The sequence below is a fragment of the Bacteroides mucinivorans genome, assembly GCF_034654355.2.
GTDB classification, from domain to species: Bacteria; Bacteroidota; Bacteroidia; order Bacteroidales; family Bacteroidaceae; genus Bacteroides; species Bacteroides nordii.
Genome location: NZ_CP178179.1, coordinates 684,018 through 697,122 on the forward strand (window position 1 = coordinate 684,018; position 13,105 = coordinate 697,122).

Genomic DNA, 13,105 nt, shown 5'->3' on the forward strand with positions numbered 1-13,105 from the left:
TCAATTATCAAACTTCAACTTTCGACTTTTAACTTTCAATTTTCAACTAATATAAGAGTATGGCTTTTAGAAAAGAAAATAAGACGAAGAGCAATTTCTCGAAAATCTCTATTGGTTTGGCTTCTCCGGAAGAAATCCTAGAGAATTCGAGTGGTGAAGTATTAAAGCCTGAAACCATTAATTACCGTACTTACAAACCAGAACGTGACGGTTTGTTCTGTGAGCGTATCTTTGGTCCTATTAAGGATTATGAATGCCATTGCGGTAAGTATAAACGTATCCGTTATAAAGGTATCGTCTGCGACCGTTGCGGTGTAGAAGTTACTGAAAAGAAAGTACGTCGTGAACGTATGGGACATATTCAGCTTGTAGTGCCGGTGGCTCACATCTGGTATTTCCGCTCACTTCCTAATAAGATCGGTTATTTGTTGGGCTTGCCTACCAAGAAACTGGATTCTATCATTTATTACGAGCGTTACGTTGTGATTCAGCCGGGTGTTAAAGCTGAGGATGGCGTAGCTGAATATGATTTGCTTTCAGAAGAAGAATATCTGGATATTCTGGATACGCTTCCGAAAGAAAATCAGTATCTCGAAGATACAGATCCGAATAAGTTCATTGCTAAGATGGGGGCAGAGGCTATTTATGATCTTCTGGCACGTCTTGATTTGGATGCATTGTCATACGAGCTGCGTCACCGCGCTGGAAATGATGCTTCACAGCAACGCAAAAATGAGGCTCTGAAACGTTTACAGGTGGTGGAGTCGTTCCGTGCATCTCGTGGACGTAATAAGCCGGAATGGATGATCGTACGTATTGTACCGGTTATTCCTCCTGAACTTCGCCCGCTGGTGCCGTTGGATGGTGGTCGTTTTGCTACATCGGATTTGAATGACCTTTACCGTCGTGTGATTATCCGTAACAATCGTTTGAAACGTTTGATTGAAATCAAGGCTCCGGAAGTTATTTTGCGTAATGAAAAACGTATGCTTCAGGAATCGGTTGACTCATTGTTTGATAACTCGCGCAAATCAAGTGCTGTTAAGACGGACGCTAATCGTCCGCTGAAGTCATTATCAGATAGTTTGAAGGGTAAACAAGGACGTTTCCGTCAGAATTTGCTTGGTAAGCGTGTTGACTATTCAGCTCGTTCGGTTATCGTTGTAGGTCCTGAGTTGAAAATGGGTGAATGCGGTATTCCTAAATTGATGGCTGCCGAACTTTATAAACCATTTATCATTCGTAAGTTGATTGAACGCGGTATTGTAAAAACTGTGAAGTCGGCAAAGAAGATTGTAGACCGTAAAGAACCAGTAATTTGGGATATTCTTGAGCATGTAATGAAAGGACATCCTGTGTTACTGAACCGTGCTCCGACTCTTCACCGCTTGGGTATTCAGGCTTTTCAACCGAAGATGATCGAAGGTAAAGCTATTCAGTTGCATCCACTTGCTTGTACAGCGTTCAATGCCGACTTTGATGGCGACCAGATGGCTGTTCACTTGCCTTTGAGTAATGAAGCTATTCTTGAAGCACAAATGTTGATGCTTCAGTCACATAATATTTTGAATCCGGCTAATGGCGCTCCTATTACAGTACCTGCACAGGATATGGTGCTTGGCTTGTATTATATAACCAAGTTGCGTACGGGGGCTAAAGGAGAAGGTTTAACTTTCTACGGTCCGGAAGAAGCATTGATCGCTTACAATGAAGGTAAGGTTGATATTCATGCTCCGGTGAAAGTTATCGTGAAGGATGTTGACGAAAACGGTAATATTATAGATGTAATGCGTGAGACTTCGGTTGGACGTGTTATTGTTAACGAGATTGTTCCGCCTGAAGCTGGTTATATTAATACCATTATCTCTAAAAAATCACTTCGTGACATCATTAGTGATGTAATTAAGGTATGCGGTGTAGCGAAAGCTGCTGATTTCCTTGATGGAATTAAAAATCTTGGTTACCAGATGGCCTTTAAGGGTGGCTTGTCATTTAACTTGGGTGATATTATTATCCCGAAGGAGAAAGAAGTATTGGTTCAAAAGGGTTATGACGAAGTAGAACAGGTGATCAATAACTATAATATGGGTTTCATCACCAATAATGAACGTTATAATCAGGTGATCGATATCTGGACACATGTAAACTCTGAGTTGTCTAATATCTTGATGAAAACTATTTCTTCAGATGATCAAGGCTTTAACTCTGTATATATGATGCTTGATTCTGGTGCGCGTGGTTCTAAGGAACAGATCCGTCAGTTGTCAGGTATGCGTGGTTTGATGGCTAAACCGCAGAAGGCTGGTGCAGAAGGTGGACAGATTATTGAAAATCCGATCTTATCGAACTTTAAAGAAGGACTTTCGGTGTTGGAGTACTTTATCTCTACCCATGGTGCTCGTAAAGGTTTGGCCGATACTGCACTAAAGACTGCCGATGCAGGATATCTGACTCGCCGTCTGGTGGACGTTTCGCATGATGTGATTATTAATGAGGAGGACTGTGGTACACTTCGCGGATTGGTTTGTACAGACTTGAAGAATAACGATGAAGTTATTGCAACTCTATATGAACGTATTCTTGGTCGTGTATCTGTACATGATATTATTCATCCTACAACAGGTGAATTGCTTGTTTCAGGTGGAGAAGAAATAACAGAAGACATCGCTAAGAAGATTCAGGAATCTCCGATTGAGAGCGTTGAAATCCGTTCAGTATTGACTTGTGAATCAAAGAAGGGTGTATGTGCTAAGTGTTATGGACGTAATCTTGCTACGAGCCGTATGGTTCAGAAAGGTGAGGCTGTCGGTGTAATCGCTGCCCAATCAATTGGTGAACCGGGTACACAGTTGACTTTGCGTACGTTCCACGCCGGTGGTACTGCTGCTAATATTGCAGCTAATGCAAGTATTGTGGCTAAGAATGCAGCTCGTCTGGAATTTGAAGAGCTCCGTACCGTAGACGTTGTTGATGAAACTGGTGAAGCTGCGAAGGTTGTAGTAGGTCGTTTGGCTGAAGTACGTTTCGTAGATGTAAATACGAATATAGTTCTGTCTACTCACAATGTACCTTATGGCTCTACATTGTATGTGGCTGATGGCGAAGTGGTTGAGAAGGGTAAACTTATTGCTAAGTGGGATCCGTTCAACGCTGTTATTATTACTGAGGCTACTGGTAAGATTGAATTTGAGAGTGTTGTTGAGAACGTTACTTATAAGGTTGAATCGGATGAAGCAACCGGACTTCGTGAAATTATCATCATAGAGTCTAAAGATAAGACTAAGGTGCCTTCAGCTCATATTCTTACTGAAGATGGTGATTTGATTCGTACTTACAACTTGCCTGTGGGTGGACACGTTATCATTGAGAATGGTCAGAAGGTGAAAGCTGGTGAGGTTATTGTGAAGATACCGCGTGCAGTAGGTAAAGCTGGTGATATCACTGGTGGTCTTCCACGTGTTACCGAACTGTTCGAAGCACGTAACCCGTCAAATCCGGCTGTTGTATCGGAAATTGATGGTGAGGTTACTATGGGTAAAATTAAACGTGGTAATCGTGAAATTGTAGTTACCTCTAAAACCGGTGAGGTTAAGAAGTACCTTGTTAACTTATCTAAGCAGATTCTGGTACAGGAGAATGACTATGTTCGTGCTGGTACTCCGTTGTCAGACGGTGCCATTACACCAGCTGATATTTTGGCTATTAAAGGTCCGACAGCGGTGCAAGAGTATATCGTGAATGAGGTTCAGGACGTATACCGTTTGCAGGGTGTGAAAATTAACGATAAGCATTTTGAAATTATTGTTCGTCAAATGATGCGTAAAGTTGAAATTGACGAACCCGGAGATACTCGTTTCCTTGAACAACAGGTCGTTGATAAACTTGAGTTTATGGAAGAGAATGATCGTATCTGGGGTAAGAAAGTAGTTGTAGATGCAGGTGATTCTCAGACAATGCAGCCAGGACAGATTGTAACTGCGCGTAAGTTGCGTGATGAAAACAGTATGTTGAAGCGCCGTGACTTGAAACCGGTGGAAGTGCGTGATGCTATTGCTGCTACCTCTACTCAGATTCTTCAAGGTATTACACGTGCCGCTTTGCAAACTTCCAGCTTTATGTCAGCTGCATCCTTCCAGGAAACAACAAAAGTATTGAACGAAGCTGCTATCAACGGTAAGATTGATAAGCTTGAAGGTATGAAGGAAAATGTGATCTGTGGTCACTTAATTCCTGCTGGTACAGGTCAACGTGAGTTTGATAAAGTTATTGTTGGTTCAAAGGAAGAGTATGATCGTATCTTAGCTAATAAGAAAACGGTACTTGATTATAATGAAGTAGAATAATACAATTCAATTGACTATAGTAAGAAGGAGTAATTGCCATGATGGTAATTGCTCCTTTTTTGTGTTTTGGCTTTGATTATTTCAGTGCGATTTGTTTTTGGGTACTTTGGTCTTTTCGGGTAGTGATTATGGTTTGATCTGGATTCTTTCAAGACTCTCTTTAATTTGTTATAGATAAATCTTTAATCTGGAAATAACTGCATAAAATCTTTGCTTCCTATTCGGATTGTTGTAAATTTGTAAAGAGAAATAAAGCCTTTTAAGGGGATAAATATCCATCTTCTGGAATGAAAGCCCCTTTTTAGTCTTATGAAAGGGAATGTGAAATTATTTCCGCTGGTGAATTTGGAATATACGTTTAATTTATAACATTTAGAAATATGGAAGAACAGAATCCTAACAATCAATTACAGATTGAACTAAAAGAAGATGTTGCGCAGGGAATTTATGCTAACCTGGCTATCATCACTCATTCGAGTTCAGAATTCATACTCGATTTCATACGGGTTATGCCGGGAGTACCTAAAGCAGGTGTTCAGTCACGGATTATTTTAGCACCTGAACATGCTAAACGTTTGCTTCGTGCATTGGAAGAAAATATTGCAAAATATGAACGTGTGTTTGGACCAGTGCAATTGGCCGATGAACAATCTTTACCTCCAATGGCTGTAAAAGGTGAAGCTTGAGTATAATATAAAGGGTTAAAAATGAAAAAAAAGAGGTAGTGCATTGATTATTCAAATATTATTCGTATTTTTGCAGCCCAAAATGTATAGTTACGAAATTAATATAACAATAATATAAATTAAAAACAATTTGAAATGCCTACAATTCAGCAATTAGTAAGAAAAGGACGCGAAGTGCTGGTGGAGAAAAGTAAATCTCCGGCCCTCGATTCATGTCCTCAAAGACGTGGCGTTTGCGTGAGAGTGTATACAACCACTCCGAAAAAACCTAACTCTGCAATGCGTAAAGTTGCCCGTGTACGTTTGACTAACCAAAAAGAGGTTAACTCATACATTCCGGGAGAAGGACACAATTTGCAAGAGCACTCAATCGTATTGGTACGCGGCGGACGTGTGAAAGACCTTCCGGGTGTGCGCTATCACATCGTTCGTGGAACTCTTGATACGGCAGGTGTAGCTGGACGTACTCAAAGACGTTCTAAGTATGGTGCTAAACGCCCGAAACCAGGACAAGCTGCTGCTCCTGTAAAAGGAAAGAAAAAATAACCGATCTAAGATCAACTATTTAAAGTAATAACTTTCGTTTTAGTTTGTTGGAATAAGCTATAAAGGTTGAGTAAATTTTCCGGTGGGAGAATTGAAGACGTCAAGAATAGACAGCCAAAAACAAAAAACATTATTTTTCAAACAAATGAGAAAAGCTAAACCAAAAAAACGCGTTATCCTTCCGGATCCCGTGTTCAATGACCAAAAGGTTTCAAAATTCGTAAATCACTTGATGTATGATGGCAAGAAGAATACATCTTACGAAATTTTCTACGCTGCTTTAGAAACAGTTAAAACAAAACTTCCTAACGAGGAAAAATCTGCTCTTGAAATTTGGAAAAAAGCGTTGGATAACGTGACTCCACAAGTGGAAGTTAAGTCTCGCCGTGTAGGTGGTGCTACTTTCCAGGTTCCTACAGAAATCCGTCCGGATCGTAAAGAGTCTATCTCGATGAAGAATCTGATTCTTTTTGCTCGTAAAAGAGGTGGTAAATCAATGGCTGATAAATTGGCTGCCGAAATCATGGATGCATTCAATGAGCAAGGTGGTGCTTACAAACGTAAAGAAGATATGCACAGAATGGCGGAAGCTAACCGTGCGTTCGCTCATTTCAGATTCTAATGCACTCTTGTGTTAAGGATGTCAAATGAGATTTAAAACTAAAAAGTAAAGGAAGAAGAAAATGGCTAAGAATGATTTACATTTAACTCGTAATATCGGTATCATGGCTCACATCGATGCCGGAAAAACTACTACTTCTGAACGTATCCTGTTTTATACCGGATTGACTCACAAAATTGGTGAGGTACATGATGGTGCTGCTACAATGGACTGGATGGCTCAGGAGCAGGAACGTGGTATCACTATTACATCTGCTGCTACAACTACAAGATGGAAATATGCTGGTAATACGTATAAAATCAACTTGATTGATACTCCGGGACACGTTGACTTTACTGCTGAAGTAGAGCGTTCATTGCGTGTGCTTGATGGTGCTGTAGCTGCTTACTGTGCAGTAGGTGGTGTGGAGCCTCAGTCGGAAACTGTATGGCGTCAGGCTGATAAGTATAATGTACCGCGTATTGCGTACGTGAATAAAATGGACCGTTCTGGTGCTAACTTCTTTGATGTGGTGAGCCAGATGAAATCTGTTTTGGGAGCTAATCCGTGCCCAGTTGTTATTCCTATCGGTGCAGAAGAGTCTTTCAAAGGATTGGTAGATCTTATTAAGATGAAAGCTATCTATTGGCACGATGAGACAATGGGGGCTGATTATACGGTAGAAGAAATACCGGCTAACCTTGTGGATGAAGCTCAGGAGTGGAGAGATAAGATGTTGGAAAAGGTAGCAGAATTTGATGATGCTTTGATGGAGAAATATTTCGATGATCCTTCTACTATTACAGAAGAAGAAATATTGAGAGCTCTTCGCAATGCAACTGTTCAGATGGCTGTTGTTCCAATGCTTTGTGGTTCTTCATTTAAGAATAAAGGTGTACAGACATTGTTGGATTATGTTTGTGCTTTCTTGCCTTCTCCTCTGGATGCAGAGAATGTAATTGGTACAAATCCTGATACTGGTGCTGAAGAGGATCGTAAGCCAAGCGAAGATGAAAAAACTTCAGCTTTGGCGTTTAAGATTGCAACAGACCCGTATGTAGGTCGTTTAACTTTCTTCCGTGTGTATTCAGGTAAGATTGAGGCAGGTTCTTATATCTACAATTCTCGTTCTGGTAAGAAAGAGCGTGTTTCTCGTTTGTTTCAGATGCATTCTAACAAACAGAATCCGGTGGAAGTAGTTGGTGCTGGTGATATTGGTGCTGGTGTCGGTTTTAAAGATATCCACACTGGTGATACATTATGTGACGAAACAGCTCCTATTGTACTTGAGTCTATGGATTTCCCGGAACCTGTAATTGGTATTGCTGTTGAGCCTAAGACTCAGAAAGACATGGATAAACTGTCTAATGGGTTGGCTAAGTTGGCTGAAGAGGATCCTACATTTACAGTGAAAACTGACGAGCAGACAGGACAGACGGTTATTTCTGGTATGGGTGAACTTCACTTGGATATTATTATTGACCGTTTGAAACGTGAGTTTAAGGTAGAATGTAATCAGGGTAAACCTCAAGTGAACTACAAAGAGGCAATTACTAAGACGGTTAACTTGCGTGAAGTTTACAAGAAACAGTCTGGTGGTCGTGGTAAGTTTGCAGATATCATTGTTAACATCGGTCCGGTAGATGAAAGTTTTGTAGAAGGTGGTTTGCAGTTTGTTGACGAAGTTAAGGGAGGTAATATTCCTAAGGAATTTATTCCTTCAGTACAGAAAGGTTTTGCTACTGCAATGAAGAATGGTGTATTGGCAGGTTATCCGCTTGATTCACTGAAGGTAACTTTGGTTGATGGTTCGTTCCACCCGGTTGACTCAGACCAGTTGTCTTTTGAAATCTGTGCTATTCAGGCATATAAAAATGCATGTGCTAAAGCAGGTCCTGTTTTGATGGAACCTATAATGAAGTTGGAGGTTGTAACTCCAGAAGAAAATATGGGTGATGTTATTGGTGACTTGAATAAGCGCCGTGGTCAAGTTGAAGGTATGGAGTCAAGCCGTTCAGGTGCTCGCATCGTTAAGGCGATGGTGCCGTTGGCAGAGATGTTTGGTTACGTAACAGCGTTGCGTACTATTACTTCTGGTCGTGCAACCTCGTCAATGGTATACTCTCATCACTCTCAGGTTTCTAACTCTATTGCTAAGGCAGTATTGGAAGAAGTGAAAGGACGTGCTGATCTACTCTAATAAAATATCTGAAGCAGCAGGCTAGCGAATGACTCTTAGCCTGCCGCTTTATCTTATTTATATATTTATTAATTACAAAAAAAACAATGAGTCAGAAAATTAGAATTAAACTAAAATCTTATGACCACAACTTGGTTGACAAATCAGCTGAGAAGATCGTGAGAACAGTGAAGGCTACAGGTGCTATTGTTAGCGGTCCTATACCCCTTCCTACGCACAAGCGTATTTTTACTGTGAACCGTTCGACTTTCGTTAATAAGAAGTCTCGCGAACAGTTCGAACTCTCTTCTTACAAGAGATTGATCGATATCTATAGCTCAACAGCTAAGACTGTAGATGCTCTGATGAAGTTAGAGTTACCGAGTGGTGTAGAAGTAGAAATTAAAGTTTGATAATTAAAATTTAGTGAAATGCCAGGATTATTAGGAAAAAAAATCGGAATGACATCCGTTTTCAGTGCTGATGGTAAAAATGTACCATGCACTGTTATCGAAGCAGGTCCTTGTGTTGTTACTCAGGTTAAGACCGTAGAAAAAGATGGCTATAAAGCTGTTCAGTTGGGTTTCCAGGATAAAAAGGAAAAGCATACAACTAAACCGTTGATGGGTCACTTTAAAAAGGCTGGAGTAGCACCAAAGAGACACTTGGCCGAGTTCAAAGAATTTGAGAATGAGTTAAATCTGGGTGATGCAGTTACTGTAGAAATGTTCGAAGGCACAGAATTTGTTGATGTTGTCGGAACTTCCAAAGGTAAAGGTTTCCAAGGCGTTGTTAAAAGACATGGCTTTGGTGGTGTAGGTCAGGCTACTCATGGTCAGCACAATCGTGCCCGTAAACCGGGATCTATTGGTGCTTGTTCTTACCCGGCAAAAGTATTCAAAGGAATGCGTATGGGTGGACAAATGGGTGGTGACAGAGTTACCGTTCAAAACTTGCAGGTATTAAAAGTAATCGCGGAACACAACCTTCTTTTGATTAAAGGTTCTGTCCCTGGTTGCAAAGGTTCAATCGTAATAATTGAGAAATAATGGAAGTTAACGTATATAACATTAAAGGTGAAGACACTGGGAGAAAGGTTACGTTAAACGAATCTATCTTCGGAATTGAGCCCAACGACCACGCTATCTATTTGGACGTAAAGCAATTTATGGCTAACCAGCGTCAGGGTACTCATAAGTCAAAAGAAAGAAGTGAGATCAGCGGTTCTACTCGTAAGATTGGCCGCCAAAAAGGTGGCGGTGGTGCGCGTCGTGGTGACATGAACTCTCCGGTACTTGTTGGTGGTGGACGTGTATTTGGTCCAAAACCGAGAGACTACTATTTCAAGTTGAATAAAAAAGTTAAGACATTGGCTCGTAAGTCAGCTTTGTCTTATAAAGCTCAGAACAATGCAATTGTTGTTGTTGAAGACTTCGTTTTTGAAGCTCCTAGGACAAAGGAATTCATTGCTTTGACAAAAAATCTTAAAGTTTCTGATAAAAAGCTGCTTATGATTTTACCAGAAGCAAATAAAAACGTATATTTGTCAGCTCGTAACGTGGAGAAAGCTAACGTGCAGACTATCTCAGGATTAAATACTTACAGAGTATTGAATGCTGGGGTTGTTGTACTTACTGAAAACTCTTTGAAGGCTATTGACAATATCTTAATTTAAAAAGGAGGCTTAAATAATGGGAATTATTATTAAACCGTTGGTGACAGAAAAAATGACTGCAATAACTGATAAGCTGAATCGTTTCGGCTTTATTGTACGTCCTGAAGCTAATAAACTGGAAATTAAGAGCGAAGTTGAAGCCCTTTATAATGTTACAGTGGTTGATGTGAATACTGTGAAGTATGCAGGCAAAAATAAAAGCCGTTATACAAAAGCAGGTATCATCAATGGTCGTACGAATGCTTATAAAAAAGCTATCGTAACACTGAAAGATGGAGATACTATTGATTTTTATAGCAATATTTAATAAAAATGGCAGTACGTAAATTTAAGCCCACAACACCGGGGCAAAGACATAAGATTATTGGTACTTTCGAGGAAATTACTGCATCAGTACCAGAAAAGTCGCTTGTATATGGTAAGAAATCATCTGGCGGTCGTAACAGCGAAGGTAAGATGACAATGCGCTACATTGGTGGTGGCCACAGAAAAGTGATCAGAATTGTCGATTTCAAGAGAAATAAAGATGGTGTTCCAGCAGTTGTAAAGACTATTGAGTACGATCCGAATCGTTCGGCTCGTATTGCTTTGTTATATTATGCTGATGGTGAAAAAAGATATATTATTGCTCCCAATGGATTGCAAGTTGGTGCGACTTTGATGTCAGGTGAAAATGCAGCGCCAGAGATTGGTAATGCACTTCCTCTTCAGAATATTCCGGTCGGTACTGTAATTCATAATATTGAATTACGTCCGGGACAGGGTGCTGCTCTCGTTCGTTCGGCTGGTAATTTTGCTCAGTTGACTTCAAGAGAAGGTAAATATTGTGTTATTAAGTTACCTTCAGGTGAAGTTAGACAAATACTTAGCACTTGTAAAGCTACTGTCGGTAGTGTAGGTAATTCAGATCATGGATTGGAAAGCTCAGGTAAGGCAGGACGCTCTCGTTGGCAGGGTCGTCGTCCTCGTAACCGTGGTGTTGTAATGAACCCGGTTGATCACCCAATGGGTGGTGGTGAAGGACGTGCTTCCGGAGGACACCCGAGATCTCGTAAGGGATTGTATGCTAAGGGACTTAAGACTAGAGCTCCTAAGAAACAATCATCTAAGTATATTATTGAGAGAAGAAAGAAGTAATCTGATTAATTGAGTAAACTATGAGTCGTTCATTAAAAAAAGGTCCGTATATTAACGTAAAGCTTGAGAAGAAAGTTCTTGCTATGAATGAATCGGGCAAGAAAGTTGTTGTTAAGACTTGGGCCAGAGCTTCAATGATTTCGCCTGATTTCGTAGGCCATACAGTTGCAGTTCATAACGGAAATAAATTTATTCCTGTATACGTTACCGAAAATATGGTAGGTCACAAGTTGGGTGAATTCGCTCCAACTCGTACTTTCAGAGGACACGCTGGTAACAAGAAAAAATAACAGGATTTATCTGAAATAATAAAGTAATAAATATAATGGGAGCAAGAAAAAAAATATCGGCTGATAAAAGAAAAGAAGCCCTTAAGACCATGTATTTTGCTAAATTGCAAAATGTTCCTACTTCTCCTCGCAAAATGCGTCTCGTGGCTGACATGATTCGCGGGATGGAAGTGAACAGAGCACTTGGCGTTTTGAAGTTTTCTTCAAAAGAAGCTGCTGCAAGAGTGGAGAAGTTGCTACGCTCTGCAATAGCTAACTGGGAGCAGAAAAACGAACGTAAAGCTGAAAGCGGTGAATTATTTGTAACTAAGATTTTTGTTGATGGGGGTGCTACGCTCAAAAGAATGAGACCAGCTCCACAGGGTAGAGGTTACAGAATTCGTAAACGTTCAAATCACGTAACATTGTTCGTTGATTCTAAGAGTAATAACGAAGATCAAAATTAAGGTAGATGGGACAAAAAGTTAATCCAATAAGCAACCGTTTAGGAATTATCAGAGGATGGGATTCTAACTGGTATGGTGGAAATGATTACGGTGATTCTTTGCTGGAAGATAGCAAGATCCGTAAATATCTTAATGCAAGACTTGCAAAGGCAAGTGTTTCAAGAATCGTAATTGAACGTACGTTGAAGCTTGTTACTATTACTGTTTGCACTGCTCGTCCAGGTATTATCATTGGTAAAGGTGGCCAGGAAGTTGATAAGTTGAAAGAAGAGTTGAAGAAGGTCACCGACAAGGATATTCAAATTAATATCTTTGAAGTAAAAAGACCGGAACTGGATGCTGTGATTGTTGCAAACAACATCGCTCGTCAGGTAGAAGGTAAAATTGCCTATCGCCGTGCCATTAAAATGGCTATCGCAAATACTATGCGTATGGGTGCTGAAGGTATCAAAATTCAGATTTCAGGACGTTTGAATGGAGCTGAAATGGCTCGTTCTGAAATGTATAAGGAAGGAAGAACTCCGTTGCACACTTTTAGAGCAGACATAGACTATTGCCATGCTGAAGCATTGACAAAAGTAGGTCTTCTTGGTATTAAAGTTTGGATTTGTAGAGGTGAAGTATTTGGTAAGAGAGAATTGGCTCCGAACTTTACACAAAGCAAAGATAGTGGTCGTGGAAACAATAGTGGAAACAACGGCGGCGGAAAGAACTTCAAAAGAAAGAAAAATAATCGCTAAACGAATTTGAATTTTAGGAAACTATGTTACAACCGAAAAAGACAAAATTCAGAAGACAACAGAAGGGCCGGGCAAAAGGTAATGCTCAGAGAGGTAACCAGCTCGCTTTTGGTTCTTTTGGAATTAAGGCTTTGGAAACAAAATGGATCACAGGCCGCCAGATTGAAGCTGCTCGTATTGCAGTAACAAGATATATGCAACGTCAGGGACAAATTTGGATTCGTATCTTCCCGGATAAACCTATTACCAGAAAACCAGCAGATGTACGTATGGGTAAAGGTAAAGGTGCTCCCGAAGGATTCGTAGCTCCTGTTACTCCGGGTAGAATTATTATTGAAGCCGAAGGTGTTTCTTATGAAATCGCTAAAGAAGCTCTTCGCTTAGCTGCTCAAAAACTTCCTATCACTACTAAATTTGTAGTGAGACGTGATTATGATATTCAAAATCAAAATGCGTAACGTT

General features: G+C 40.3%; 14 protein-coding genes. All 14 read left to right on the plus strand.

Annotated elements, in window-relative coordinates:
- The first annotated feature begins 59 nt into the window (after positions 1-59).
- The 14 genes from rpoC to rplP all read left to right on the plus strand — a co-directional run bounded on the left by rpoC (position 60) and on the right by rplP (position 13,101).
- Entirely contained in the window at positions 60-4,343 is a 4,284-nt protein-coding gene (gene rpoC / locus VCM39_RS02325; protein WP_221651129.1) for a DNA-directed RNA polymerase subunit beta', read from the plus strand.
- A gap of 380 nt (positions 4,344-4,723) precedes the next feature.
- Complete coding sequence (locus VCM39_RS02330; protein ID WP_221651130.1) at positions 4,724-5,029, plus strand: DUF3467 domain-containing protein; 306 nt, start codon at positions 4,724-4,726, stop codon at positions 5,027-5,029.
- Positions 5,030-5,164: 135 nt separating this feature from the next.
- Positions 5,165-5,575 carry a 30S ribosomal protein S12 gene (rpsL, locus tag VCM39_RS02335; protein WP_042366837.1) on the plus strand — a complete coding sequence of 137 codons (411 nt, stop codon included), beginning with the start codon at positions 5,165-5,167 and terminating at the stop codon, positions 5,573-5,575.
- Between the two features lie 145 nt (positions 5,576-5,720).
- The gene (gene rpsG / locus VCM39_RS02340) at positions 5,721-6,197 is read left to right on the plus strand and encodes a 30S ribosomal protein S7 (RefSeq protein ID WP_221651131.1); all 477 of its coding nucleotides are present in this window, start codon (positions 5,721-5,723) and stop codon (positions 6,195-6,197) included.
- 61 nt (positions 6,198-6,258) lie between these two features.
- Positions 6,259-8,376, plus strand: coding sequence for an elongation factor G (gene fusA / locus VCM39_RS02345; protein WP_221651132.1), 2,118 nt, complete (start codon positions 6,259-6,261; stop codon positions 8,374-8,376).
- Between the two features lie 86 nt (positions 8,377-8,462).
- Positions 8,463-8,768, plus strand: a complete 306-nt coding sequence (gene rpsJ, locus VCM39_RS02350; protein WP_002558075.1) for a 30S ribosomal protein S10 — start codon at positions 8,463-8,465, stop codon at positions 8,766-8,768.
- An 18-nt stretch (positions 8,769-8,786) separates the two neighbouring features.
- Complete coding sequence (rplC, locus tag VCM39_RS02355) at positions 8,787-9,404, plus strand: 50S ribosomal protein L3 (RefSeq protein ID WP_221651133.1); 618 nt, start codon at positions 8,787-8,789, stop codon at positions 9,402-9,404.
- Positions 9,404-10,030, plus strand: a complete 627-nt coding sequence (gene rplD / locus VCM39_RS02360; protein WP_221651134.1) for a 50S ribosomal protein L4 — start codon at positions 9,404-9,406, stop codon at positions 10,028-10,030. Before rplC ends, rplD begins: the two co-directional genes overlap by 1 nt.
- Positions 10,031-10,046: 16 nt before the next feature.
- Positions 10,047-10,337 (plus strand): 50S ribosomal protein L23, encoded by a 291-nt coding sequence (rplW, locus tag VCM39_RS02365; RefSeq protein WP_002558072.1) that lies wholly within the window; start codon positions 10,047-10,049, stop codon positions 10,335-10,337.
- A gap of 5 nt (positions 10,338-10,342) precedes the next feature.
- Positions 10,343-11,167 carry a 50S ribosomal protein L2 gene (gene rplB / locus VCM39_RS02370; protein WP_002558071.1) on the plus strand — a complete coding sequence of 275 codons (825 nt, stop codon included), beginning with the start codon at positions 10,343-10,345 and terminating at the stop codon, positions 11,165-11,167.
- 20 nt (positions 11,168-11,187) lie between these two features.
- Positions 11,188-11,457, plus strand: a complete 270-nt coding sequence (gene rpsS, locus VCM39_RS02375; RefSeq protein ID WP_002558070.1) for a 30S ribosomal protein S19 — start codon at positions 11,188-11,190, stop codon at positions 11,455-11,457.
- Positions 11,458-11,492: 35 nt separating this feature from the next.
- Positions 11,493-11,903 (plus strand): 50S ribosomal protein L22, encoded by a 411-nt coding sequence (gene rplV / locus VCM39_RS02380; RefSeq protein ID WP_221651135.1) that lies wholly within the window; start codon positions 11,493-11,495, stop codon positions 11,901-11,903.
- 5 nt (positions 11,904-11,908) lie between these two features.
- On the plus strand, positions 11,909-12,643 hold the full coding sequence (rpsC, locus tag VCM39_RS02385; RefSeq protein ID WP_221651136.1) for a 30S ribosomal protein S3: 735 nt from the start codon (positions 11,909-11,911) through the stop codon (positions 12,641-12,643).
- A 23-nt stretch (positions 12,644-12,666) separates the two neighbouring features.
- Entirely contained in the window at positions 12,667-13,101 is a 435-nt protein-coding gene (rplP, locus tag VCM39_RS02390) for a 50S ribosomal protein L16 (RefSeq protein ID WP_002558067.1), read from the plus strand.
- Positions 13,102-13,105: the final 4 nt, after the last annotated feature.